This is a genomic window from Parapedobacter sp. 2B3 (assembly GCF_041925275.1).
Classification (GTDB): Bacteria; Bacteroidota; Bacteroidia; order Sphingobacteriales; family Sphingobacteriaceae; genus Parapedobacter; species Parapedobacter pyrenivorans_A.
In genome coordinates this window covers 86,137-111,919 of sequence record NZ_JBHEUZ010000010.1, presented here as the reverse complement: position 1 = coordinate 111,919, position 25,783 = coordinate 86,137, and the positions used below count along the sequence as shown (strand labels likewise).

29 protein-coding genes are annotated in these 25,783 nt (G+C 46.7%); 10 read left to right on the top strand and 19 right to left on the bottom strand.

Features of this window, described 5'->3' with window-relative positions; translation table 11 throughout:
* Positions 1-21: 21 nt before the first annotated feature.
* Positions 22-1,194, bottom strand: a complete 1,173-nt coding sequence (locus ACEVG1_RS12730) for an acyl-CoA dehydrogenase family protein (protein WP_374744057.1) — start codon at positions 1,192-1,194, stop codon at positions 22-24.
* A gap of 150 nt (positions 1,195-1,344) precedes the next feature.
* On the opposite strand from ACEVG1_RS12730, the gene ACEVG1_RS12725 reads away from it, so the two are divergent.
* From ACEVG1_RS12725 to ACEVG1_RS12715, 3 genes are all read left to right on the top strand, one after another.
* Positions 1,345-2,049 (top strand): LuxR C-terminal-related transcriptional regulator, encoded by a 705-nt coding sequence (locus ACEVG1_RS12725; protein WP_374744056.1) that lies wholly within the window; start codon positions 1,345-1,347, stop codon positions 2,047-2,049.
* Between the two features lie 18 nt (positions 2,050-2,067).
* The gene (gene folB / locus ACEVG1_RS12720) at positions 2,068-2,442 is read left to right on the top strand and encodes a dihydroneopterin aldolase (protein WP_374744055.1); all 375 of its coding nucleotides are present in this window, start codon (positions 2,068-2,070) and stop codon (positions 2,440-2,442) included.
* Positions 2,443-2,577: 135 nt separating this feature from the next.
* Positions 2,578-3,009: an Hsp20/alpha crystallin family protein gene (locus ACEVG1_RS12715; protein WP_374744054.1), complete on the top strand. Its 432-nt coding sequence runs from the start codon at positions 2,578-2,580 to the stop codon at positions 3,007-3,009.
* An 83-nt stretch (positions 3,010-3,092) separates the two neighbouring features.
* Here the strand turns inward: ACEVG1_RS12715 and ACEVG1_RS12710 are convergent, their stop codons facing one another.
* From ACEVG1_RS12710 to ACEVG1_RS12690, 5 genes are all read right to left on the bottom strand, one after another.
* The gene (locus ACEVG1_RS12710) at positions 3,093-3,536 is read right to left on the bottom strand and encodes an acyl-CoA thioesterase (protein WP_374744053.1); all 444 of its coding nucleotides are present in this window, start codon (positions 3,534-3,536) and stop codon (positions 3,093-3,095) included.
* 139 nt (positions 3,537-3,675) lie between these two features.
* Positions 3,676-4,557: an SMP-30/gluconolactonase/LRE family protein gene (locus ACEVG1_RS12705; RefSeq protein ID WP_374744052.1), complete on the bottom strand. Its 882-nt coding sequence runs from the start codon at positions 4,555-4,557 to the stop codon at positions 3,676-3,678.
* 22 nt (positions 4,558-4,579) lie between these two features.
* Positions 4,580-6,493 (bottom strand): OmpA family protein, encoded by a 1,914-nt coding sequence (locus ACEVG1_RS12700; RefSeq protein WP_374744051.1) that lies wholly within the window; start codon positions 6,491-6,493, stop codon positions 4,580-4,582.
* A 16-nt stretch (positions 6,494-6,509) separates the two neighbouring features.
* Positions 6,510-7,277: an enoyl-CoA hydratase/isomerase family protein gene (locus tag ACEVG1_RS12695; RefSeq protein ID WP_374744050.1), complete on the bottom strand. Its 768-nt coding sequence runs from the start codon at positions 7,275-7,277 to the stop codon at positions 6,510-6,512.
* A gap of 48 nt (positions 7,278-7,325) precedes the next feature.
* Positions 7,326-8,408 carry a mannose-1-phosphate guanylyltransferase gene (locus ACEVG1_RS12690; protein WP_374744049.1) on the bottom strand — a complete coding sequence of 361 codons (1,083 nt, stop codon included), beginning with the start codon at positions 8,406-8,408 and terminating at the stop codon, positions 7,326-7,328.
* 305 nt (positions 8,409-8,713) lie between these two features.
* Here ACEVG1_RS12690 and recQ point away from each other — a divergent pair, with 305 nt between their 5' ends.
* The 7 genes from recQ to ACEVG1_RS12655 all read left to right on the top strand — a co-directional run bounded on the left by recQ (position 8,714) and on the right by ACEVG1_RS12655 (position 17,599).
* Positions 8,714-10,906 carry a DNA helicase RecQ gene (gene recQ, locus ACEVG1_RS12685; RefSeq protein WP_374744048.1) on the top strand — a complete coding sequence of 731 codons (2,193 nt, stop codon included), beginning with the start codon at positions 8,714-8,716 and terminating at the stop codon, positions 10,904-10,906.
* A gap of 204 nt (positions 10,907-11,110) precedes the next feature.
* Complete coding sequence (locus ACEVG1_RS12680) at positions 11,111-13,219, top strand: nitrite reductase (RefSeq protein WP_374744047.1); 2,109 nt, start codon at positions 11,111-11,113, stop codon at positions 13,217-13,219.
* Between the two features lie 47 nt (positions 13,220-13,266).
* Entirely contained in the window at positions 13,267-14,031 is a 765-nt protein-coding gene (cobA, locus tag ACEVG1_RS12675) for a uroporphyrinogen-III C-methyltransferase (RefSeq protein ID WP_374744046.1), read from the top strand.
* Positions 14,028-14,627: a bifunctional precorrin-2 dehydrogenase/sirohydrochlorin ferrochelatase gene (locus tag ACEVG1_RS12670; RefSeq protein ID WP_374744045.1), complete on the top strand. Its 600-nt coding sequence runs from the start codon at positions 14,028-14,030 to the stop codon at positions 14,625-14,627. Before cobA ends, ACEVG1_RS12670 begins: the two co-directional genes overlap by 4 nt.
* Positions 14,624-15,325, top strand: coding sequence for a phosphoadenylyl-sulfate reductase (locus ACEVG1_RS12665; protein WP_374744044.1), 702 nt, complete (start codon positions 14,624-14,626; stop codon positions 15,323-15,325). Before ACEVG1_RS12670 ends, ACEVG1_RS12665 begins: the two co-directional genes overlap by 4 nt.
* A gap of 51 nt (positions 15,326-15,376) precedes the next feature.
* Entirely contained in the window at positions 15,377-16,285 is a 909-nt protein-coding gene (gene cysD, locus ACEVG1_RS12660; protein ID WP_374744164.1) for a sulfate adenylyltransferase subunit CysD, read from the top strand.
* A 60-nt stretch (positions 16,286-16,345) separates the two neighbouring features.
* On the top strand, positions 16,346-17,599 hold the full coding sequence (locus tag ACEVG1_RS12655) for a sulfate adenylyltransferase subunit 1 (protein WP_374744043.1): 1,254 nt from the start codon (positions 16,346-16,348) through the stop codon (positions 17,597-17,599).
* A 238-nt stretch (positions 17,600-17,837) separates the two neighbouring features.
* On the opposite strand, the gene ACEVG1_RS12650 is transcribed toward ACEVG1_RS12655, so the two are convergent.
* The 13 genes from ACEVG1_RS12650 to ACEVG1_RS12590 form a co-directional block, all read right to left on the bottom strand.
* Positions 17,838-18,074 carry a hypothetical protein gene (locus ACEVG1_RS12650; RefSeq protein WP_374744042.1) on the bottom strand — a complete coding sequence of 79 codons (237 nt, stop codon included), beginning with the start codon at positions 18,072-18,074 and terminating at the stop codon, positions 17,838-17,840.
* Between the two features lie 3 nt (positions 18,075-18,077).
* Positions 18,078-18,764, bottom strand: coding sequence for a hypothetical protein (locus ACEVG1_RS12645; protein WP_374744041.1), 687 nt, complete (start codon positions 18,762-18,764; stop codon positions 18,078-18,080).
* The gene (locus ACEVG1_RS12640; RefSeq protein ID WP_374744040.1) at positions 18,757-20,157 is read right to left on the bottom strand and encodes a phage/plasmid replication protein; all 1,401 of its coding nucleotides are present in this window, start codon (positions 20,155-20,157) and stop codon (positions 18,757-18,759) included. The genes ACEVG1_RS12645 and ACEVG1_RS12640 overlap by 8 nt, the downstream gene beginning before the upstream one ends.
* Before the next feature lie 544 nt (positions 20,158-20,701).
* Positions 20,702-20,857 (bottom strand): hypothetical protein, encoded by a 156-nt coding sequence (locus tag ACEVG1_RS12635; RefSeq protein WP_374744039.1) that lies wholly within the window; start codon positions 20,855-20,857, stop codon positions 20,702-20,704.
* Positions 20,854-21,069: a hypothetical protein gene (locus ACEVG1_RS12630; protein WP_374744038.1), complete on the bottom strand. Its 216-nt coding sequence runs from the start codon at positions 21,067-21,069 to the stop codon at positions 20,854-20,856. Before ACEVG1_RS12630 ends, ACEVG1_RS12635 begins: the two co-directional genes overlap by 4 nt.
* Complete coding sequence (locus ACEVG1_RS12625; protein ID WP_374744037.1) at positions 21,056-21,349, bottom strand: hypothetical protein; 294 nt, start codon at positions 21,347-21,349, stop codon at positions 21,056-21,058. The genes ACEVG1_RS12630 and ACEVG1_RS12625 overlap by 14 nt, the downstream gene beginning before the upstream one ends.
* 73 nt (positions 21,350-21,422) lie before the next feature.
* Positions 21,423-22,007: a transglycosylase SLT domain-containing protein gene (locus tag ACEVG1_RS12620; protein WP_374744036.1), complete on the bottom strand. Its 585-nt coding sequence runs from the start codon at positions 22,005-22,007 to the stop codon at positions 21,423-21,425.
* Complete coding sequence (locus tag ACEVG1_RS12615; protein ID WP_374744035.1) at positions 22,000-23,151, bottom strand: hypothetical protein; 1,152 nt, start codon at positions 23,149-23,151, stop codon at positions 22,000-22,002. Before ACEVG1_RS12615 ends, ACEVG1_RS12620 begins: the two co-directional genes overlap by 8 nt.
* 2 nt (positions 23,152-23,153) lie before the next feature.
* Entirely contained in the window at positions 23,154-23,603 is a 450-nt protein-coding gene (locus tag ACEVG1_RS12610) for a hypothetical protein (protein ID WP_374744034.1), read from the bottom strand.
* Positions 23,604-23,853: 250 nt separating this feature from the next.
* Positions 23,854-24,351 (bottom strand): hypothetical protein, encoded by a 498-nt coding sequence (locus ACEVG1_RS12605; protein ID WP_374744033.1) that lies wholly within the window; start codon positions 24,349-24,351, stop codon positions 23,854-23,856.
* Between the two features lie 88 nt (positions 24,352-24,439).
* Complete coding sequence (locus tag ACEVG1_RS12600; protein WP_374744032.1) at positions 24,440-24,832, bottom strand: hypothetical protein; 393 nt, start codon at positions 24,830-24,832, stop codon at positions 24,440-24,442.
* 7 nt (positions 24,833-24,839) lie between these two features.
* Positions 24,840-25,373: a hypothetical protein gene (locus ACEVG1_RS12595; RefSeq protein WP_374744031.1), complete on the bottom strand. Its 534-nt coding sequence runs from the start codon at positions 25,371-25,373 to the stop codon at positions 24,840-24,842.
* Positions 25,373-25,759 carry a hypothetical protein gene (locus ACEVG1_RS12590; RefSeq protein ID WP_374744030.1) on the bottom strand — a complete coding sequence of 129 codons (387 nt, stop codon included), beginning with the start codon at positions 25,757-25,759 and terminating at the stop codon, positions 25,373-25,375. The genes ACEVG1_RS12595 and ACEVG1_RS12590 overlap by 1 nt, the downstream gene beginning before the upstream one ends.
* Positions 25,760-25,783: the final 24 nt, after the last annotated feature.

Below are 25,783 nucleotides of genomic sequence, written 5' to 3'. Positions count from 1 at the left end.
TATTAAACGAATAACTTACGACTAACTAAATGCATTCATCCCCGTGATATCCATCCCGGTAATCAATAGATGAACGTCATGCGTACCCTCATAAGTGACCACCGATTCCAAGTTCATCATGTGCCGCATAATGGGGTATTCGCCGGTGATGCCCATGGCTCCCAGCATTTGGCGGGCCTCCCTGGCTATATGCAGCGCGGTAGCTACATTATTGCGTTTGGCCATGGAGATCTGCGCGGGGGTAGCCCGGTCCTCGTTTTTTAGCAACGCCAGCCGCCATGCGAGCAGTTGCCCCTTGGTGATTTCGGTAAGCATTTCGGCCAATTTCTTTTGCTGTAACTGAAAGCCTGCGATCGGCCTGCCAAACTGCTCACGCTCCTTGGCATAACGCAGGGCCGTGTCATAGCAATCCATGGCTGCACCCAAAGCGCCCCATGCGATGCCGTACCGTGCCTGGTTGAGACAGCTAAGCGGCCCGCGCATACCGGTTACGCCCGGCAGTATGTTGGATTTGGGCACCCGCACATTATCGAATACGAGCTCTCCCGTGGCTGAGGCCCGCAAACTCCATTTGTTATGGGTTTCGGGCGTGGAAAACCCTTCCATTCCCCGCTCCACAATGAGCCCCTGTACCTTGCCTTCCGGGTTTTTGGCCCACACCACGGCAATATCGGCAAATGGGGCATTGGATATCCACATTTTGGAACCATTCAATAGCACGGTGTCCCCTTCGTCTTCAAAATGAGTGAGCATGTTGCCGGGGTCGGAACCGTGATTTGGCTCCGTCAGGCCGAAACAACCCATCAGTGCGCCGTTAGCAAGTTTGGGCAAATAGCGCTGCCTTTGGTCTTCACTGCCGTAAGCGTAGATAGGGTACATCACGAGCGATCCCTGAACGGATGCGGTGGAACGGATGCCGGAATCGCCACGCTCGAGTTCCTGCATCATGATTCCGTAAGCCAAGTAATCCAGCCCGGCACCACCATAACTTTCTGCGATTGTCGGACCAAATAAGCCCAGCTGGGCCATGCCTGCGAGCAAATGCGTAGGAAATGCGGCCCGTTGCGCGTGGTCTTCGATTACGGGTATAAGTTCGCTATTGACCCACTGCCTCACGCTATCTCGAATAAGCAGGTGTTCTTCGCTGATCAATTCGTCCAACAAATAGTAATCCGGTGCGCGGTACGAACTCATAGTTTATATTTGCACACAAGTATACATATAAATTCGCGTTATTTTCAAAAGTAAGCGGTGTGTAAAATGGTTAAGTGGGTGCATTAACGTACTCAAAAGTGAGTATTTTTATCTACTTTTGGCCGTTTAGAATCTTAATCCCGAAGACTGATGCCTGATTTTCTACCTATTGATTTCGACTGCAGTGAAACCATCCGCGATGCTGTCATACAGAAGCTGGCTGCATTTGACGCTATTGCCGACGAACTTCCGGTATATATCATCCACGATGTGCGTGACTTTTCGGTGGTGTACATGTCTGAGCTCGGGCTGCGCCAGCTGGGAGTAACCCAAGAAGAAGTACGGCAGCTGGGACCGACGTATTTCGAAAAATTCTTTAATCCTACCGATGTTGAATTTTACATGTCTAGCTTTGTGGGCTCAATGCAAAACACGGAGAAGCCAGTGGAATGGTTCTCCTTCTTCCAGCAGGTAGCCACAGGACGAGATGAAGAATTTGAGTGGTTTTTGAGTGCATCGCGAACATTTATCCATGACGAGTTAGGGAGGCCGTTGTTATCGCTAACTTTTGCATTGCGGCTGAATCCAGACCATCACTTGGCCGAAAAAGCTGAACGGCTGATGAAGGAGAATCTGATGCTCAGAGAAAATTACCAACGCTTCGCTTCGCTGACCAAGCGAGAGAAAGAAGTACTTAAATACATTGCTTCAGGTATAAAAACAACGGAAATCAGCGAGCGGGTTTGTGTTTCGGAAAAGACATTGAATACACATCGGCGTAACATCAAGCGGAAGATCGGTGCGAAAAACCACTACGATATCTTTAAGTTCGCTCAAGCGTTTAATTTGGTGTAGCTTTATATCTTTGTAATCATGGGGAGGATTCGCCAACAAGTGGCACTTATTGATGCCCGTTTTTACGCTTACCACGGTTATTACCCCGAGGAGCAGGTGCTCGGCAATGAATTTACGGTCGATATCTATGTTGCATTCGATCGGGGCGACCGCAAAACAGCCGATGAATTGCAATACACCGTTAATTACGAGCAGCTCTACAATATTGCGAAAACCGAAATGCAAGAGCCCCGAAAATTATTGGAAACCGTGGCCGAATCGATGTTGCACCGTGTGAAAGCCGATTTCCCGTTCGTTTCCCATATCGAAGTGAGCGTAACCAAACACAACCCGCCTTTCGGGGGCGACCGCGCCAAAGCCGGAGTAAAGTTGACGTGGGAACAGAACGCCTAACAGACAATATGTCATACTTGACAATAATATAGATGACACAAAGTCATTAAAACATTTCTTTTTCCTGTTGGTATATAATTTGGAAGGTTGATACCAAAGTCAAAAACAAAAATTATAGGAGGATAAAAAATGACAATGGTAAAATTTTCTGGAAACAAAAACAGGGGCGTGGACAATTGGGTGAATGATTTTTTCAACCCCATTTTCAATGATTCATTCTTGTCTGATCGTTTCATTTCCCGCGTGCCAGCGGTGAATGTAGCGGAAACGAGCGATGCGTTCCATATTGAGTTGGCAGCCCCCGGTTTGGAAAAAGGTGATTTCAAAATCAACGTTGATAAAGATGTCTTGACGATTTCTGCCGAGAAGAAAGTGGAGCGTACAGATGACAACAAGAAATACAGCAAACGCGAGTACAGCTATACGTCTTTCACTCGCTCATTCACCTTGCCCGAAAGCATCGACCACAACAGCATTGATGCCAACTACAAAGATGGTGTGCTGAAAGTGGCAATTGGCAAGAAAGAAGAAGCAAAAGTAGCTTCACGGCTGATTGAAGTAAACTAATGAATATGCAGTGATATAAGTCATTGCTGCAAACAATTCCCCCGAGCCCATGGACGGTATGCCATGGGCTCTTTCTTGCGTGCTCAGGTAGTCACTTCTTCGTAATCTGCACTTTTAGGCAGATGGACGACAATGGCTTGCCATTCTTTTGGCAATACCGTGAGTTTCCTTTTTTCGATATCCATCCATGCGCCATCAACCGTTACTACCGCACATTTGGTCCCGTCTGAGCGGTAAATCTCGTGCCGGAAGGAGAACCGGGAGTTGGTTGTGTTGTATTTGGTCATCACTACGGTAACCCTCACTTCGTCATTCAGGTGTATCTCACGCAGGTATACCAATTCCTCACGGAAAAGTACCGGGCCGATGTTTATTTCTGCTATCCTATCGAGCGAAAGGCCGGTGTCTCGCAGCATGTTGCTCCTCGCTTGGGCGCACAGATCGGCGTAAGCAGAGTGGCGTAGGTGCCGATTCGCATCAATCTGTGCCCAGATAATCTGCCCCTCGTAGAAAACGTTTTCTTCCATAACCCAAACATAGCAATAATATCGATAAACCAACCGCCGCTATTTTGTTTATGTGCTAACGACGTCGCGATTCTCGGGAGGGGGCTTTCGGTGACCATAAATGAGGATCAAGTAGTTTTTCAGGCCACAATGCGTATTGTTATCGGGCACCTTTGACTGCCATTTGCAGCGTAAACACTTTGTCGCTTGCGGTGATGAACAAAACATCGTGATTCGTTCCGCTAAAGCAAACATTGGCTGTCCAGTTGGCGGGAACATCGATGTGTTCGATTTTTTCACCCTCGGCGTTGTAAACGCTAACACCTTTACCCGTAAGGTAAATATTGCCTTTTTCATCAATGGTCATCCCGTCGGACCCCTGGTTTGCAAAGAGCTGCCTGCCCGCAATCGTACCGTCTTTGCGCACGGTATACCGATATGTTTTATTGTCGCCGATGTCTGCAACGTACAGCAGCTTCCCATCGGGAGAACCGATGATGCCATTCGGTCGTTTAAACTGGTCATCCAATCGGGTTACCTGTCCGTTTTTATACATATAAAGGGCTTCGGCAACTAGTTCGGGTGCCGTCCGGCTCCAATAATCCCGCTGGTAATACGGGTCGGTAAAATAGATTACCCCTGTTGGAGATACCCAGGTGTCGTTTGGCCCATTGAAAAGGGAATCTTGGTAGTGTATTGCTAGTTTTTCCACTTTCTTATCCATTCCGATACGCCACAGTTCGTATTGTTCGTCGGCACATGCAATCAGATATCCCTGATGGTCGACATACAGGCCGTTGGCCCTGCCGGCCGGCTCCATGAAGATGGAAAGGTTTCCGTTGGTGCCATATTGCCATATCCGGTTGTTGGGTTGGTCCGTAAAGAATACATTCCCGTACCGGTCTGCCGCCGGCCCTTCGGTGAAACGGAAGCCGTTGGCTACCATTTTCAAGGCGGCGCCCGGCGCAACAACTTGAGCCATAACCCCATGTGCCAAGATGATGGACAATGAAAAGGCAAGACAGATTTTATATTTCATCATACGTTATAAAATTAGTTTATGTTTACTCAATAATTTTAAAGTCGGTACGCCGATTGAGTTGGCGCCCTTCCGGTGTATCGTTCCCGGCAATCGGCTGGGACTGCCCGTATCCTTTGAAACTTAGGCGCAGCGCCGAGATACCGGCTCGGATCAAATAGTCATATACGGATTTGGCCCGGTTTTCTGACAATTGCTGGTTGTGGGCCTCGCTGCCCGTATTGTCCGTATGCCCACCGATTTCGACCCGTACGTGGGTGTTCAGATTGAGGAAGCCGACGAGTTGGTCCAAGTCGCTCTTTGACGCCGGTAGGAGGGTGTATCGATCTGTTTCGAAGAAAATGTTGCTAAGGGTTTCTGATTTGCCAACCTTTATCCGGGATAGTGGAATTCGGATTTCGTAGGCATCATTGATCTGTGCGCTGTCGTCAAGCGGATAATTTTCCGAGAAAAAAAGATAACCGGGTTGGTTGATATGCAGCGCGTATGTTTTGCCGAAGGGCAGGGGCGCCAGGAAACTTCCATCCTCGTAATCTGCCTGCTCATTATATAGAACACGGTTTGATACTATTTCTGTCACCGTCACCTCTGCTTGGAGTGGATGGTTGTTTTCGGCATCCACGATAATGCCCTTGAGATATGCCACGGGTTCAGGCCGGAATGTTTCGGCCAATTGAAAGGTATAGATGTCTAACCCTCCAATGGCATCTGGCCTCCGGGTTGAAAAGAAAGCTTGGGCCCCATTCATGCTCACTGTCAACGCGCTCTGCTCATGATGATCGTTAATTGGATAGCCTAGGTTGATGGGCTGCGCCCAGTTACCATTGGTATCCATCTTACTTTTAAAGATGTCTTTATCCCCAAGCCCGGGCCATCCGTTGGAAACGAAGTAAAGGGTACGGTTATCGGCATGGATATACGGAGAGCTCTCGTCATAAGATGTATTGATCGCCGGACCAAGGTTCTGCGGTTCTTCCCATTGGCCGTTGTCTTTCAACGAGGTTCTCCAAATATCATACCCCCCTTGTCCGCCATGGCGGTTGCTAACGAAATAGAGTGTACGGCCGTCGGCTGCTAACGCGGGTTGTGCCTCCCAACCGCGCGTATTGATGGGGCTGCCCAGGTTGTGTGGTTTTCCCCATTGGTCGCCTTCGCGTCTCGATACGTAAATATCACAGCTGCCAATCCCGTCGGGCCGATTGCAGCCGGTAAAAAACAGGTATTTCCCATCGGGCGAGATGCAATGGGCACCCTCGTTATACAGGTCCGAATTGATCTGGCCCTTTAAAAACGAGGCTTCCCGCCACGCGCCGCTGCTATCGCGGCTACTCTCGAAAAAGTTCTCGCGGTTATCTTTCTTACGTGTAAAGATGATGGTCTGCTGGTCGGCGGTAACGCGGGGAAAGTACTCATCATAAGGGCTGTTGATAGCCGGACCAGGGTTCCGCGGTGAAAAAGAGGTGGGATTCCCTATCGCGGTTATGCTGAACTCACAGTCTGTTATGTATTTATCTACAACCCGTTTGCCATTCGCATCTAAACCGGGGGTATCCCGATACCGCTTCAACGCGGCCAATCCATCTTGATAGCTGCCAGTGAGGAGAAGGCTTTCGCCCAGGCCAAACCAAGTGAGCGGCGTAAGCACTGAATCCAGCTGGATAACTGTTCGATAGTTACGGGCGGCCATTTCGTAGTTGCGCTGTTTACGGTACACATCGCCAAGCTGTTGATAAGCGGCGGCAAACCCGGCGTCAAATGAAATAGCCTCTTCCAATGATAAAATGGCAAGTTCATATTGTAGGTTGCTGAGTTGGGACCCTGCTTTATCGAATGCCTGTTGTGCACGTTTATGGGTAGAACCCGTTTGTGCTATGGCGGGTGGCGTGAACAACGTGCCGAATAAAATCAATGAATAATATAATGCGTCTGCTACTTTCATCACGCAGGGTCGTTTTTTACGACGTTCTTTGTTTGAATTGTCGGAGTGCTTTTTTCGACTCTTCGCTGAGTGCCAGCTTACCGCTAATGGCCGCCAGGTCATAAAGTAACACCTCCCAATGGTCGGTGCCCTGCCATAGCGTACGTTTGAGTGCCGTGAGTGCCTCTACGCTTTTGTTGAGTAACGGGCTGCAAAATTGCTCGATAGCCACGTCCACCTCCGCGGCGGTGGGCCATACGGCGTGGATAAGACCATGCTGTTGGGCCCAATACGCATCGAAAAAAGTGGTCGGATTTAAAGAAAGCATCGTAAATGCCGAAAGGCCGATTTTACGCTCCAATGCCGGCGCGATAACAAACGGGCCGATATTGATGCTGATTTCACTGAGTTTGATAGCCGCATTTTCGGAAGCAAAACAATAATCACAGGCCGCCATGAGGCCTACGCCACCGCCCACCGCCTTACCTTGGGTTCGGCAAATAACGAACTTGGGTGATTGCCGGATAGCGTTGATAACCCGCGCAAATCCGGAAAAAAAAACCTTCCCTGCGCCTTCGTCTGCCAACGTCAATAATTCATCAAAACTTGCCCCTGCGCAAAACGTACGGTCACCGGCACTTTGTAGCAAAATCAACTTCACGGCTGGTACCGTCGCCGCCGATTGAATATGTTCACCAAGTTGCGATAACAGGGCGGAAGGCAATGAATTATGCGCAGGGTGCCCGAACGTAATCACGGCTAGCCCCGTTGAGTTTATTTCGGTCTTTACGAATCCTGAATCCATTAACAAAGCATTTGAACGCGGATTTCCGCACTGTCTTAATAATTCATGTCAGATATACTTACTGCCAAATTTCCCTTTTACATCAGATACAATTTCCTTAACTCCCTGTTCTTCGTCTTTCGGGCAAATCATTAATATGTCGTCAGATTGCACCACGATGAAGTTGTTGAGGCCTTTTAAAATGACAAGTTTATCTTTGGGCGCATGGATCATGCAATTCGACGAGTCGTATGCAATTACATTTTCTGAAGAAGAGGATACATTGCCGAGGTAGTCCTTTTCGGACAATTCATATATAGAGGCCCAAGTGCCCAGATCGGACCATCCGAAATCTGCTGGCAACACAAATACGTTGTCGGCCTTTTCCATAATGGCAAAATCAATCGATATATTAACACAACGGACAAATGCTCCAGAAATAAATTTTGCCTCCCGGGTAGAGTTGTATACTTCCGCTCCTTCCTTAAATACTTCGTTCATCTCCGTCTGATACTTTTGAAACGCTTTGATGATCGCTTTAGCTGACCAAATGAAGATTCCGGCGTTCCAGAGGAAATCGCCACTTTGCAAAAACGTCGTCGCCAATTCGATACTTGGCTTCTCCGTGAACGTCTTCACTTTCTTGAAGCCTTGTACGGCAGCACTTTTACCATACTGGATATATCCATACCCTGTGTCGGGACGCGCAGGTTTGATGCCGAGGGTGATGAGCCAATCGTTGCTTTCGGCACACTCGAGGCCTTTGGTTACGTCAGCCAGGAAAACATCGGGTTCCAAGATCAGATGGTCGGCCGGTGCAATGACCATAACGGCGTCGGGATTCAATTGCTGTATCTTGTGGCTGGCATAGGCAATGCAGGGTGCCGTGTTCCGCATGATCGGTTCGAGTATCAACTGCTGGGGAGAGAGTTCCGATAACTGTTCGCGCACCAGGTGGGCATACGACTCGTTCGTGGCCACAAAGATGTTCTCTTGGGGGATTATCTTCCGGAAACGGTCATACGTTGTTTGGATGAGCGTCTTCCCGGTGCCCAGCATATCGATGAATTGTTTGGGCAACTGGGTACGGCTCACCGGCCAAAACCGGCTGCCGATACCGCCTGCCATGATTACGGCGTAATAATTCTTCATGTGTTGTTCTTCTCTCTTTTGTTAACTATGCCGTCGGCTTCCAGCCGTCAGATTTCCGTGCATAATATAGGCATTTTATTGATGTATCCATAACCATCATCAGCGTACGTGGGCATCATGCTTATCCGCTGCCTCGCTGCAACCGATTGGCTTATAAGAGTAGACAAATGCTTCATGTAATATTTTTTTGTTTTGGATTGTTAATCACAAATATATTTTCTAATTTTAGATACTGATATGCGCAAAAATATGTTATTTTGGGCATTCTTTGGTTATCAGTCTATCTGAATTTTTGCGAAAGCGCAATGGAAATAGAGAAAAGATTATTTGACAATCTACAGGATTTTTTTGGGTTTGATACATTTAAGGGCGATCAGGAAGCGATAATCACCAACATCCTACAGAAGCAAGACACGTTCGTGATTATGCCCACCGGCGGCGGCAAGTCGATATGCTACCAATTGCCGGCATTGATGAGTGAGGGGACAGCTATCGTCATATCGCCTCTTATTGCCCTGATGAAAAACCAGGTGGATCAACTACGCTCATTTGGTGGCGATGATAGCATTGCCCATTTCCTAAACTCCTCTTTAAACAAAAGTGACATCACCCGCGTGCGGCAGGATGTGGTGGCAGGCAAAACGAAGTTGCTCTATGTAGCGCCCGAGTCGTTGGCGAAAAGCGAAAATGTGGAGTTCCTGAAGCTGATCACCGTATCGTTCGTTGCGGTGGATGAAGCGCATTGTATTTCGGAATGGGGGCATGACTTCCGGCCGGAATACCGCAAAATCCGATCAGTTATCAACTCCATAGGGGAGGGGATACCGGTGATCGCTTTGACGGCGACCGCTACGCCCAAAGTGCAATCGGATATCCGTAAGAACCTGCAGATGAACGATGCCACTCTGTTCAAATCTTCTTTCAATAGGGCGAATCTTTTTTATGAAGTAAAGCCTAAAAGGAACGTTGTAAAGGAAATCGTCCGCTTCATCAAGAATAATTCGGGAAAATCGGGCATCATTTACTGCCTCAGCCGGAAGAAAGTGGAGGAGATTGCAGAAGTACTGAATATAAACGGGATAAAGGCATTGCCGTACCACGCGGGTTTGGATGCCAAGACACGGGCGGATACGCAAGACAAATTCCTGATGGAAGATGTGGAGGTTATTGTGGCTACCATAGCTTTCGGCATGGGAATAGACAAACCAGATGTGCGATACGTTATCCACCACGACATCCCTAAGAGTATGGAGGGATATTATCAGGAAACCGGACGGGCCGGACGAGATGGGGGCGAGGGGCATTGCTTAGCATTCTATTCTGAAAAGGACATCGAGAAGCTGACCAAATTCATGAAAGACAAGCCCGTATCGGAACGGGAAATCGGTACGCAGATACTTAAAGAAGTTATTGATTATTCCGAATCTTCGGTATGCCGTCGTAAACAGATACTCCATTACTTCGGTGAGAACTTCGACGAGACGGGTTGCAACAACATGTGCGACAATTGCAGTGCCGACCAGACGGCTTTCGACGCCGAAGAACCGCTGTTGGATGTATTGAAGTTTATCCAGGAGCAAGGAGAGAAGTTTGATGACCATCATGTCATCAACGTATTTATCGGACAGAATAACCAGCCCATATCATCTTATAAACACGATGTACATCCGTTGTTCGGAAGCGGAAAAGAGCGCGGTGTCCTCTATTGGAAATCACTTATCCGCCAAGCGGTGTTAAATAATTTCTTGGCGAAAGACATTGATCACTACGGGTTACTTATGCTTACCGACACGGGGAAGCGATATATCGGCAATCCGTATGGCTTGAAGTTCATTCTAAATAAACCCATGGAAGCGGCAGCGGAAGACGGCGGCGACGAGCCGACCCAACAAGGCGGTGGAGCTGTGGACACGCAACTGCTCAAGATGCTGAAGGAATTACGCAAGAAAATCGCCAAGCAAAAAGGGTTGCCTCCATTTGTTATTTTCCAAGACCCGTCCCTCGACGAAATGTGTACGCACTATCCTGTTACCATCGACGAGCTCAAACAGATTCACGGCGTTGGGGCTGGGAAGGCGCTTAAGTTTGGCGGTAAATTCATCGAACTCATCCAGCAGTATGTGGACGAGAACGAAATAGATCGGCCACAGGACCTAGTCATTAAAGGCACCGCCAATAAATCGGCACTCAAGGTTTCCATCATCCAGAATATCGACCGTAAAATCGGACTCGAGGACATCGCTCATGCAAAGGGGATTACATACGAAGACCTATTAAAAGAGGTCGAATCTATCGTAAACTCCGGCACGAAATTGAACTTGGGTTATTTTGTAGATGAGCTCATCGACGAAGATCGGCAGGATGAAGTTTTCGACTATTTCCGGGCTGCAGAGATTGACTCCGTGGATCAGGCACTGCGCGATCTGGGTTCCGATGACTATACCTACGAGGAAATCCAATTGATGCGGATCAAATTCATGTCGGAGTTGGGAAACTAACCAACTTAAATTCAACTAGCTGTTTTTTAGAACGATAGCTAATTCCTTTGTCAAATTTTCATTTTAAAACTACTATTTCTATATACATTAGGTATATTTGCATCCATATAAAGGCGGGCACAGGTAATCGCCCGTCGTTGATAAGAGTGTAGAGTAAAGGGATATAGAGCGATTTCTCCCATTTAAATTAGCTAAACAACATCCATGCAGAGTTTTAGGACCGAACTGGAAAACCCGGTCGTAGAAAAGGAAATCATCGAGCTTGAGCGCAAAATAAGGGCGTTTCGGGACGGGTCAATACCAGAACAGAAATTTAAAAGCTTGCGGCTAGCGAGGGGCATTTATGGGCAACGGCAACCTGGCGTCCAAATGGTGCGGATAAAATTGCCTTTCGGTAAAGTGACTTTCAAGCAGTTGCTCCGCATATCGGATATTTCCGATGAGTATGCCATCCGCAACCTGCACTTTACCACGCGCCAGGATATCCAGATTCATTTTGTCAGCTTGGATCGGACTCCGGAGCTATGGGCTAAACTGGCCGAGGATGATATCACCATCCGCGAAGCTTGTGGCAATACGGTGCGGAATGTCACCGCATCACCGGAAGCGGGAATCGATCCCAAGGAGCCCTTTGATGTATCCCCTTATGCCCATGCCACGTTCTCTTATTTCCTGCGCAACCCGATTTGCCAGGAACTTGGGCGGAAGTTCAAGTTCGGCTTTTCATCCAGTTCCCGTGACACGGCCTTTGCATTCGGGCAAGATCTTGGATTTATCCCGCGGACCCGCGAAGTAAATGGTTCCGAAGAGCGCGGTTTCCGGGTGATATTGGGAGGTGGGTTAGGAGCGCAGCCGATGGCCGGGCATGTGGTGCATGAATTTTTACCCGAGGACCAGCTGATACCGTATTCCGAAAGTGTATTGCGTGCATTCGACCGGTATGGTGAGCGGAACAACCGAAATAAAGCCCGGTTTAAATACTTGATACAAAAACTTGGACTCGAAGAAGTAAAGCGGCTGATCGAGGAAGAACAGACGGCTAGCAAAGTGAAAACATTTGCGATCGACCGCGATGCTGTACCGCAGCCTGCCCCTCCGGTATCGGCTCCGATTGAGATAGCACCTGTAGTGGATCTGGTCGCCTACGAAATCTGGCGGAAAACCAATGTGTGGGCGCAGAAACAAGAAGGTTTTTACGCAATCAACGTAAAGGTGCCGACCGGCGACATGCCCACTGAGAAGGCAAGGGTGTTGCTTGCAGGTATTCGCGGGCATGTGGCCGACGAGATACGTGTAACACAGAACCAGGGACTCCTTCTAAAGTTTGCGCGCGAGGAGTCGCTCCCACATATTTACAATATATTGTTTAAAATAGGTTTCGCGAAGCCTGGGTTCGATAGCGTTGCGGATGTGACCACTTGCCCCGGTACGGACACATGTAACCTAGGCATTTCCAACAGCACGGAAATGGCTAGGGTATTGGAATCGTTGATATACGAAGAGTATGAAGAACTCGTTTACGATCGGGACCTCAAGATCAAAATAAGTGGTTGCATGAATTCTTGTGGCCAGCATGGAATCGCGCATATCGGCCTACATGGCAGTTCTTTGAAAGCTGAGGGAAAGGTGGTGCCGGCGGCACAGGTGATGCTAGGCGGCGGTGTTTTGGGCGACGGACTGGGTCGGGTGGCCGAGCGGGTGATTAAAGTTCCATCCAAGCGGGTGGTCCAGGCAGTCCGTTTGCTGTTGGACGATTTTTCGTCCAACGCGCTTCCCGCTGAATATTTCCATGATTATTTCGAGCGGCAAACCAAGGATTATTTCTACCGGATGTTGAAACCTTTAGCCGATCTCTCCACGTTGGTAGCGGATGAATTTGTCGATTGGGGACACCAAGATACTTATGAACAAGCAATTGGTGTGGGCGAGTGCGCCGGGGTAGTAGTCGACTTGGTTTCTGTATTGCTTTTCGAAGCGGAAGAAAAGCTCGATTGGGCCAACCAAAGTTACGCTGCGGGAGCGTTTGCCGACGCGATATACCACACCTATAGCATGTATATCAGCGCAGCGAAGGCTTTACTGCTCGAGAAGGGCATCCACAGCAGTACGCAGATTGCTATCATTAACGACTTTGAGAAAAACTTTGTCGAATCGGGTGAATTTACCATCCCCGGAGGGTTTGCTAATCAAGTGCTCGAAATCAACAAGCACGAGCCCTCGGAATCGTTCGCCCGGCAATACTTGTCGAAGGCGATCGACTTCCACGAAGCAAACTTCGCCAAACGATCCGTGACAGAGGCAGCAAACGGCTAGTGCAACGTTTTCCGGCGTGTGCATACGAGTAGTAACTAAACGACGAAATGAACAGACAACCAAAAATAACGCTGGTAGGGGCCGGACCTGGTGATGCCGACCTGATCAGTTTGAAAGGCTTGAAAGCGTTGGCCTCGGCAGATGCTATACTTTACGATGCCTTGGTTAATGAAGAATTACTTGATTATGTGCCTAAACATGCCTTGCGGATTTTCGTAGGGAAGCGGGCAAACCACCATACGTTCAGTCAACTGGAAATTAACCAAATGATGGTTGAGCTGGCACGGACAAATGGGCATGTGGTCCGCTTGAAAGGCGGTGATCCCTTTGTATTCGGACGGGGGGGGGAGGAATTGGACCATGCGGCAGAAAACAATATCCCGACGACGGTAATACCGGGCATCTCCAGTGCCGTCGCACTGGCTGGGCTGCAGGGGATTCCATTGACTTACCGCGGTATCAGCGAAAGCTTTTGGGTGATTACGGGTGCCACCACGGCGGGCTCGATTTCAAAAGATATTTACGCAGCTGCCCAAACAGATGCCACCGTGGTCGTACTCATGGGGTTGAACAAATTACCCGAAATCGCTCGTATTTATCAAGATGCCGGGCGTGGGAAACTGCCCATTGCCGTTATCCAGAACGGGTCTCTGCCAGATGAGAAAATCGCATTGGGCGCCATGGATGACATCGTAGAGGCGGCCCGGGCACAACAGATAGGAGCTCCGGCGGTGATTATTATCGGCGAAGTGGTAGCCAAGCATGCGCACTACGGAGTGAAGCGGGAACAGGAAAATGCAATAGCCGTATGAGCGAACATGTAAGCAATCTGCTATTTCCCGTTTTCTTGCAGTTGAACCAACTGCGCACGCTTCTCGTGGGAGGTGGGAATGTGGCATTGGAAAAGCTTGCAGCATTACTTGGTAATAGCCCCGATGCGGCGATTAAAATTGTCGCCAAAGAGATCAGCGCGGCCGTAAGGGATTTTACCCGTGGTTACCCGTCGGTTATCCTGCACGAGCGGGTTTTTGAAGATGCCGATTTGGAGGGGGTAGATGTGGTCTTTGTGGCAGCGGACAATGCGGAATTAAACGCGCACATCCGCAACGAAAGCCGTAGGCGTCACCTATTGATCAATATAGCAGATAAGCCGGACTTGTGCGATTTCTACCTTGGATCGGTTGTAAAGAAAGGAAACCTGAAACTCGGCATATCTACAAACGGAAAATCGCCTACAATTGCAAAAAGGATCAAGGAAATATTGAATGAAGCCTTGCCGGAGGAAATCGACGAGACGTTGACATACATGGGGCAACTTCGGGATTTGCTGAAAGGTGATTTTACCGATAAGGTGAGAACACTCAATGCGCACACGGCGTCTTTGTTAGCATCACAGGAGAAAAAATGAACGCACAGACAACAGAAATAGCTACCCTTGTAGACGGGCAAGCCGTATCCGATGCGTTGGCTTCACTTGCTGACCGTTTCCCGGGGCGCGTGGTTTTTTCCACAAGTTTCGGAATAGAGGATCAGGTCATCACGCATATTATTTTCCGCAACAATTTACCGATACGTGTTTTTACGCTCGAAACAGGACGGTTATTCCGCGAGACGTACTACGTATGGAACCGTACGTTAGAAATTTATAACAAAAAGATAGACACTTATTTTCCCAATACGCAGGCGGTGGAACAACTGATCAGCCAAAAGGGACCCGCCAGTTTTTACGAATCTGTTGAAAACAGGAAGGAGTGCTGCCGTATCCGCAAGATAGAGCCTCTTGGACGCGCTTTGGATGGAGCGGCATGTTGGATAACAGGTATCCGGGCTTCCCAGTCTGATAATAGGCAAGGCATGACGCAGGTTGAATGGGATGCGGGCCACGACCTCATCAAGGTCCATCCGATATACCATTGGTCGGAAGAAGAGGTGTGGGATTATGTGAAAAAGCATCAAATACCCTATAACCCCCTCCATGACAAAGGGTTTCCCAGCATAGGCTGTGCGCCCTGCACACGGGCTGTGGGAGAGGGGGAAGACTTCCGTGCAGGCCGTTGGTGGTGGGAGGATAGGAGTAAGAAAGAATGTGGCTTACATGCTACGTGATCGGGGGAGATTTTTAGATTTAATGATTATTGGGTTAATAACGATAAGAAAATAGAGGAAACAACAAACATGGATTATTTAGACCATTTGGAGGCTGAGGCCATATATATATTGCGGGAGGTGGCTGGACAGTTCGAAAAGCCGGCGCTGTTGTTTTCGGGCGGGAAGGATTCAATTACATTGGTTCACCTTGCAAAAAAAGCATTCAGGCCGGGGAAATTCCCTTTCCCATTGGTGCATATCGATACCGGGCACAACTTCCCGGAAACGATTGCCTTCCGTGACGAATTGATAGCGGAACTACAGGAAGAACTGATTGTGGGCTATGTGCAAGACAGTATCGATGCGGGGAAAGTAGTTGAACAAACCGGAAAGAATGCCAGCCGCAATCCATTGCAAACCACCACACTACTGGATACGATATTTGCAAATGGATTTGATGCATGCATCGGTGGTGCCCGTCGCGACGAGGAAAAAGCACGGGCGAAGGAACGTATCTTCTCCGTTCGGGACGAATTTGGGCAATGGGATCCCAAACGCCAACGCCCCGAATTATGGAGCATCTATAATGGACGCATTCATAAAGGGGAGAATGTGCGCGTATTTCCGATTAGCAATTGGACGGAGCTGGATGTTTGGAACTATATACGTAGGGAGAAAATCAAATTACCATCGATCTATTTCGCCCACGAGCGCGATGTCATCACCCGTAATGGACAGTTGATGGCAGCTGCGGAATTCCTGAGTATGGACCATGAAGACGTAGTGCAACGGCTTAAAGTACGGTTCAGGACCGTGGGCGACATGACCTGTACCGCTGCTGTGCCATCTGAAGCATACCACATTGATCATATTATCGAAGAAATCCAGTTGTCCAACATCAGCGAACGTGGTGCGAGGATGGATGATAAAGTATCGGAAGCGGCTATGGAAGACCGGAAAAAAGGCGGTTACTTCTAACCACGCCCACGCCCACTTACACAGAAACAGAATCAGAAATTCAAACAAAAAAAATCCAACATGGATCTATTGAAATTCATAACAGCAGGTAGTGTAGATGACGGAAAAAGTACCTTGATCGGTAGGCTGTTATACGATACCGACTCCATATTAGATGACCAATTGGAGGCAATACAACGTGCCAATCGGAAAAACGATGACGGCACATTGGACCTGGCCATCCTGACAGACGGTCTGAAAGCAGAGCGGGAGCAAGGTATTACAATCGACGTGGCTTATAAATATTTCCACACCGATAAACGTAAATTCATTATTGCCGATACGCCGGGGCACATCCAATACACCCGCAACATGGTGACGGGGGCCTCAAATGCGGACCTCGCCATTATCTTAATCGATGCCCGCAAAGGGGTGGTGGAGCAGACCCGTCGGCATTCGTTCCTTGTATCCTTGTTGGCCATCCCGAACATCCTTGTATGTATCAATAAAATGGATATGGTCGATTACGACCAAGCGGTATTTGAGAAGATCAAAAACGATTATGAACGATTGACCGAAAGCATGGCCGCTACACAAATAGATTATATCCCGGTGAGTGCATTGAAGGGCGATAACATTGCCACCCCTTCGCCGAATACTCCTTGGTACACGGGCAGTCCGTTGTTGGCATTCCTGGAAACTGTGGAGGTTAAGCGGCAAGCGGAAACTCAGCAGGCGCGGTTTCCCGTCCAATGGGTTATCCGACCGCAAACGGCCGACCTACCGGACTATCGCGGCTACGCTGGCCGCATTCTAGGCGGAACATTTACAGTAGGAGACCAAGTTGTTGCCTTGCCTTCGGGATTTACCAGCACCGTTACACGTATCGAGCTGGATTCGAAGAGCTTACCAACCGCTGAAAATGGGGCGTCGGTAGTTGTACATTTGGCAGATAATATTGACATAAGTAGGGGAGACATGCTTGTAAAAGCAGACGAACTGCCGGTGTTATCACAAAATTTCGAATCCGATATTTGTTGGATGGATACCAAGCCGCTTGATGTCAACCAAACCTATTTATTGCAGCAACACGGGAAAACGACCAAAGTAAAAATACAGGATATCATTTACCGTGTTGATATCGAAACATTGGAAAAGTCAGCAAGCGAAAGTTTTGGATTGAACGATATTGGCAGAATCCATTTTAAAAGTGCTGAACCGATGGCTTTCGATCGTTATGCATCCAACAAAACAAACGGCGGCGCCATCCTCATTGATGCACGAAATAATCTTACTGTAGCGGCATTGATGATAATAAACAATCCAATAGATTAAAAACTATTATTGTTTGCCAGATTTTCTATATGCAGCTGTAAGCTGCATATAGTTGTCGATTCATTAAGCACCTGTTTGACTTGCCACTTGCAGGTCAAATCGATTGATAGGGCCTATCGGAATTTACTATTTAACATAACGCAAATAGGGGAGGGTATTCCCATATTATGTTAAATACGCGCGGGGTTTCCGCTAAGAGATAGACAATTATAAGTATAATACATGAAATTTCCAAATGTCAACATTTGAAACTGCGAACGACCTTGTAGCGTTCGCGTTTGTCGTACAAATCAATTTCGTCGGTCCACGTGTTATGGAATGCCTCAAATCCGGGCACATCGCCATTAAAACGCGATAGGATAGTATCCAAGGTCGAACCGTCGGCACGGCCGGATACCCATATTTCACTAAACCGCCTAATAGCGGTAAACAATTCCACGGACTTAATTTGGCCGTGTAAATCCTGAATCCTCATAAGTTAAGATTTAAATTGCTCCTTTGCTTTTTTCCAGTATTTGGAAAGGATAGGCTTATTAAAGCTGGTTTGGCCGTTCGACGGTTCGCCACTGTAATGGCAAAACTTTTCCGAAAAATCGCCATTACTGTACTTACTCCATGACTTAAACGCGTCCGCACAAAATGGCTTTTCGGGATTGAACGGAATCTTTTGACCAGTACGGATACAATAGCCAGCATGCTTTTTTATCGAAAAAATATCACTGAAAATAGACTTGCCTTTATACTTAGAACTAGCTTGATAAATAAAATCTACTTGCTGTCTAAAATCTCGATACAAATCAGCATCCAGTACGACATCTACAACAATACCCAATTCAAAATTATTCGCCAATGAATTATCATATAAATTAGCTGAACACATTATCAGCCTATTGGCATTATAATAAGCCTTAGCATGTAACCTTTCGCAATCCCTTAAGTTTACAAACGAAAACCTCCTTAGACTATCAATAATATCCGGTTTCAACTCATCTCTCCTAAATATAATAGTCGTAAAAAGACCTTTACTATCACGGTACTTAAGGGCATCAAAAATATGACTAGTGCCTTTTATATAAGGTGATATCAAAACCACATTATCCAAATCACTCTTTAAAAGGTCTACTAACTCCGCATTAATTCCAGTCGTATCTAAAACCTTAGCCATAAAAATTTTTATTAGGTAGCATAGTATTGTCCTGCAAATATATCTTATTATCAACAGATTGATGCCATTTACCGAAATAAAATTTGTATTCCTGATAATCAATAGGAGGGGGCGGAATATCGTCGTTGGCATTGTACATGTTAATGCCCAACTTTTTCAAGTCTGCTTTATACCTGTACAACGTACGTTCATCTATAACACTTTTCAAATTCGCAATATCCATGTATTGGCTAAGCATGGCCAGCGTGATAAGCCGCGTTTTTTGCGGGTTGGCCTTCCGCTTTTTACGCAACGTGTTTTTAGTCTCGTTTATCAACTCGTTTTCGTCAATCTTTTTCATAACGTCATGGATGGACATACGGATATTCAATTGGTAATCCTTGACTTTTTGCCAAAAACGATTGTAAACGTGCTTAAATAGGTGGCTGTCAAACGGCAAATCATACTCATTGAAATAATCTTCGTAGCGTTTCGCGCCCTTGATATCCTGCCACTTGCTTTTCAGCGTGAACGAAAGTGTTTTGGAAAGATAGTCATCAACATACTGATTGAACCTACGACCATATTTCAACCTGGCCATCTTTGCCAGCGTATTGAAGTCGTGCGGCTCGTTTTTCTTGACAATGTCCTGCTTGAATATGTAGTTAAGCATCGTATTCCTAAACGTCATTTCGTACCGCAATATGCGGTCCGCTTGATACTGGAGATTATCCACATCATAACCTTTCGGATTGCCTGCCTTGTATATCTGCCTTTTATCATGCTTTTCAAATTCGGTCCCTTTGTGGTATATCTTGAATGAATAGCGGCCAGTTACGTACATCAAGCTGGTATCATAGCTGCGATAGTTGTTTTTGCTGCTACGTGCGTATTTTGCGGCCAAACCTTTCTGTTTGTCGAGGTAAGACAGGGCTTGCGCCTTATCAACAAAAAACTGGTTATAGCATAAGTCTATACGCCGGACCTCCACATCTTGGAAATCCGGCGTATGTATGAGCACCTTTTTGAAAAAGTCATCAAAGAAGTTAATAACCACATAGTAAGTTGCCTTGAAATCGGTATCATAGTAATTGATGGCTTGCAAAATATTGGTGCCGAACTGGTATTTCGGGAGGGATAAGTTAAAATCAATGAAATCCCTGTGATAGTTCACCGAATAAGATACGCTATAATGACTAGAGGGGATAAAGATATCAGACCTACGAGTAATAGGCATAATATTATCATAGTCATGGAATAATACAGAACGAATACCGGAAGCCTCTTTAGTCTCAGCCATAGAACGGCTGACCTCGATTTCGGTATGTCCTTTTTTGGACGTAGTAGAAAGTTGATTAACGATTGCATTGTACTTGTTTAAATTCTTAATTCTAAAATGGACTGTGTCAATCATTTTTCGAGAGATAGTATAGGTTTGATTAATTAGCCTGGATTAAAGTCCAAAATTTTAGACTTTAGTCCAGGGAATATCTGAACGGAGTGCGCGAAGATTCATCAATCCGTTCTTTAATCATTCTCAATGTTTGATATTGATAACCATTTCCGTACGGCACAGCTTTAGGCAAATGGACGCGCGGAAGCTTATAAAAGCCGCGCGCACAATTTCCACAACACCAAGAACCATAATTACCGTGAGGCCATTCAAAATAATACATATGAACGGCCAACCTCTTAGCGCCACACTTAACACAAACCTTGCGGCCCTCTACTAAAGAATTGCGAGACATAATAAAAGTTATTTTACGTAAAAATCGATTTTACCGTACTTTCTGAACCGGACGGTAGTTTTATCGGTCAGGGAATTTAAAGCCTTTTCAATGGCTATCTTTGCGTTGTGACGGCCAACGTACATGGGCAAACTATAGGGACTTACGAAGAAACGCCTACGATGTCCGTAGGCGCTTCTTTGTTTCGGTGTGAATACGCAAAGAAACTCTTTATTTAAATTCATTGTCTTTATCCGTTTTTTCCGTGATTTTGAACGCTTTCTTGAAATAGAGATTGGTCAGCGTGTTTATCACCTTGGCCAATTCCAGCGCCGTTATATTATGCGCGGTTTCGGCAGTAACCTCGTCATCGACGAGCGTTATCATGATTGCTTTTCGGGCCATGAGTTTGCATGAATGTCCAATACCTGTATCCTGTCTATATCCAATTCGTAAAAGCCGCTACAGGTATGGCCTTTCACGAATACGCGGCAAAATCCCCAATGGTCTTCGACGGACACAACCGAAAAGAAATCGTCGCCCATCTTTATGATTTCGCCGTAACTCAACTGGTTAGGTGTTTTCTTATAGGGGAGCATACGCGACTATATAAATACTATCCACAGGAAGGACGTAAAAACGGTGCCTGAACGTGCCGTCATTGACCACCAAGACATACGCCTGTTTTTGATGGTCGTACCATCTTTCCCGGCACTCGAAAACGGTTTGGCTTTTCGGGTTCATCTTGAACAGAAACACCCTGTGTTTTTCGTCGATGTTACCGATACGCATGTAACCTATATCATTGCACATACGAAGGACCGCGGCGGCGATGAACGCAAGGGCCAGCGCGGCCAATAGAAATAGTCCGTATTCCATAATCCAAAAAAATTTAAGTGAACAAAAAAAGCCGCCCACGGATATGGACGGCTTAACCGTTATCCGTTAAAGTTCAATGCCGGATTAATTTATATGCCGCAAGCGCAGCAGCGATAAAAACGAAAGTTCCGATGTTCTTTATCGCCTGTGTAGTCGTTGTGGCCACCGCCTTGCCCAGACGCTTACCGTACCATTTCCTGAAATCACCTTTGGTGATGAATCCTTTTCCGTCCGCGTCTATGGACCTATTGGCCTTATACGCGTTGTCCGGCAACCTGCTTTCGTCGGGCTTATTAAACCAAGCGGGGTAAAACACCAATACGTAAAGCTCGAATCCATCTTTAGGCTTGCCCAACCGACTGAACCAGTTGCTGAAATACTTTTCGACGTATGGCAGCTGCTGGACGTTGGTCATCTGCCTAATGGCCGCGGTGGTTGTACCTAGTTCCTTAGCCGTGCTTTCTATAAACTGGATAAGGCCGGAGGCCGAGCCGTTAGGGTTCTTTGCATTGGGATTGAAACCGCTTTCCAAGTAGATTATATCGGCCAGCCATTCGGCACGGATACCAAGATTGGACGCGGATTGATTTAGGAACCGAAAAAAAACGTCCGAATTGCCGGAATAGCGGTCTACTAGGCTTATGTATTTGCTATTCATAAAATAATTTGAAAGTGGCCCATTGATTCGGTTCAGTGCCCATATATCTACGATACGTTCCATCGCCATTGTCCACAACATGGGATTCTAAAACATAATTAGTATGCGTATGTTGACCGCCCAAATACACAGCTACATCGCTGCTTAAATCCACAAAATACCAAAACTTACCATCGCTATGATAAGGCCCCATACAAACGGAATTAGGCATAGCTATTGGAGCAGAACCATCCGGCAAAAACCTATATTCCCCCTTCGAACCTATAAGACCAACCGCAATCAAATCATCCAGCACATCCTCAACAATAACTTCGTGACCTGAAAAGAAATAACGGAAATCTAACAACAAATCTTCATCGAAATAAACAGAATCTTCATCGATAACGAGTTCCCTATTTTCATCTAAAAAGGGTTCGGTAGGAAATTTACCTAACGTCGATAAATAAGAATCAACATAATTTGCATCCAAAGGCGGAGATATTTTCAAACTCGAATAATATTCAAAAACCTTACCACTAACACCTAATGACACGTCACCGACCCCATCAACATCGACAAGAAACGATTTGAAATAATTACTAGTACCGCTTCCACTTGGATAACTTAATTTACTTGACACATAGGGGCTTTCTGGCACCCCGCCGCCCTCACCCAAAACAAATCCCTGAAATTCAATAACACAATTCCAGCCCTCAGTCAAACGGCTGCTACGTCGAATACGGATGAAATCCGCAAAGCCAATGAACTCGCCGCGCTGCGATTGCATCGGGTAATTGGAATCACCCATAGCGCCGTCACGGTAACGTTGCTGGATATCGCCGTCCTTGAAAAATTCCAAGATTACATACTTGATGTAATTGGAATGGTCGGACATCGGATAATTGAAGTTGAACGCATACGACCATTTGCCGTAATATAAATTGCCATCCGACCAATCGGCAAAATCGCTTTCAACATCGCGGCTCAAATCAACGACGAACTGGACAGGGGTAAGGGTCACGTCCGGCGCAAACATACGCGCCAGTTTCCATATCTCGGGTTTGAAACCCGAATCCCCAATCATTTGGTTTATTTGCTCCAATTGCTCCAATTGGGCACCCGGCACCGTTCCGGCGCCGTTTAACTTCTGAAATGCTATACCCATGGCTAAAGAATGTCTATTTTATAACCAACAAAAGTAAAATACGTGTCGTACTTCGTGCTTTCAAAATTCAACTCCAACAGGTCGAAAAGTTCAATCGACTGACTGTTTTCGTTGATAAGATTTTCCTGCTCTACATAGCGCGTTATCCGCTTCATATACGGCTCGATGTTAAAATACGAACGGTATTGAATCTCGATTTTTTCGGGCTGCAAAGCATTGTCGTTGGGATTCACCGACAGGTTGAAAAACCCGAAAAACAGGCTATTGGGTATGTGGTAGTCCTTCGGCAGGTCCTCGCCGTTGTTGTCGCTGCCAACAGTGAAACTATACGGTATGACGCTCTTAACTTTCATCCGGGAATAGTTTTCCGCTAGAAATGAACGGATATAGGCAGGGGAGTAGATGTTAAATTCATTAACACCGCGCTCATATGCAAAATTGATGCTATCCATGGTTAAAACCTCCTATACCCGCGCGAACTGGAGTTTACCGGATAAAATTTTGCTTGACGAAAGTGAAAATAAAGGTTACCCCCATTTCTTTTCGTCAACGAATCCCACGTGTTTATAAACAAACAACTGCCAAACTCCATACCAGCAAACACCCCATAATATACCCTCCTCGTTGAATCTACAATCTTATAACGTTTACCTTCTACCAATTTCTTAGTAGGCCTATTAAATGAAAAAAACGACATAACCTCTAAATTAAGCCAGCAACGCGGAAACGTTGCTTTATACCATTGTAATACGTTTCGTGTCCTTCGAAATACGTCAGTAACGTATCGGTAAACGTTTTCTTACCCATGCCAAAGTTTTCAAATTCCTGACCTGTTATACGTACGCCATAGGCTACATAAACGGCACGCAATTCCTCGTTACCAAGCGCGGAAACCATATTGAAAACATCGGCCATCTGCGATTTGCCGAACCAATCGGATAGCTTTTTCCATCCGTAGGTAAGGTCCGCAATGCGGTTCGCGATATTGATTATCCGCGAAGTCTTGGCCAGTTCGGATACCGCATTGTCCTTGGCCACGGCGGCGATAGACTTGCTTGCGGCCGTTTTGTACTCGCTCGATGTCATATCGAACGTTTCGCCCAAATCGGCAACCTTGAAATCCTTCAACCATTTGACAATCCAAACGGACAGGAACGCCAACACGCCGATAACCAGCAGATTGATATTCAATTTTCTCATAATCACGTAAAATAGGGAAGGGGCGGGAATTGCCCCGCCCCAGAATCATGGGCCAAAGTCCATAATTTTGGACAATCGCCCATTAAAATCAATCTTCATAGTCCTCATCATCCGCATCGGCATCCGGCCGGCTGGTCGGGTTCAAATACTCCTGAATCTTAGGTGTGATATAGATGAACAGGATGGCGAGCAACGTGCGGGATACCCAGTTTTCGCCGAGCCTAACGACCTTATGGGCCAAACTTTCCTTGGGGACTTTTTGGAACTGGGTCGCCAAATCCTCTTTCTGCTCCTCATCATCCGTTGCATCGATACGTGACTGCAAAAGCGCATTGGCTTTCTTTATGTCATCGATGCTTTTCAATTCAAGTTCTGTTTGGTTGTACCAACCCATGGCATCGGATTTAAGTTCAACAGCCGATTTTTCCGACATGGGTGCGAAACGCTCGATGATGCCGTATGCAAATTCCGTAATTCTCATTTGTAAGTTATTTTGCGATGAAGAATAGACCGAGCAACGCCAATCCGGCGATTGCTAGGCCGTTGTTTCCACTATTCCCGGCAGCGGTCACCGTGGGACTGATGGTCTCCAATATCTCTTTGTCGACCTTTGCCACCTTTTCCTTGCTATCCTGAATTTCCAATTCCTTCGTTGCCTTCGTCAATGCCAAGCTATTCGCCTTTTGGATTTCAGGGGACAGCACGCTAGACACGTTCATGTTTCCTTTGCTTTTATCCAAACTTGTAACAAACGCAGCCATGCCCGTTTGCCCTTTCAACGGGTTGTTTGCATCATTCGATACGGAAAAGCCGCCAAAGTTCAAAATACTGCCAACGGGCTGCGTACCCTGCATAGCCAACAGCGTGCCCGTGGGCGGTGGCTTTCCAGTCTCGGCTATATATTTTTCCAAGTTCTTTTTTGCCTGCGACTGCAAATCATTCTTTGCCTTATTGGGCGGGTTCACAATCAAGCTAAGCGGGTTAAGTATATAGCCGATATTTTTCCCGAGCCACTTAAACATTATTTACGTGTCAGGAAATACAGGGCAGCGGCAGCGCCGCCAAGCAGCCACAGGGGCTTTGTGTCTACCTTGTGTTCCAACGAAGCCGATAAAAGCGAATTGGAACTTTTGGGGAATACCTCGACCTCGTTAATGGTATAACCTTCCTTCATATTACCAGTAGCCAAACCGCCGTACGCATTACCCGTATTTACGGGATTGCCATTAATCGCCGAAATCACATTTGCAGCCGAGTTACCAAGACTACCTACAAGACCTAAAATCTTGGCAACATTATCAATCCCTTTGTTTTGATTCGCATTGACGGCGGGGGAGGTCACGGGCGTGTTGCCGTTATAAGACAGCATACTTGGCAAACCGCCAGTGGCGAAATTAAGAAAATCCATAAATCCAAAATTAGGGTAGCGGGG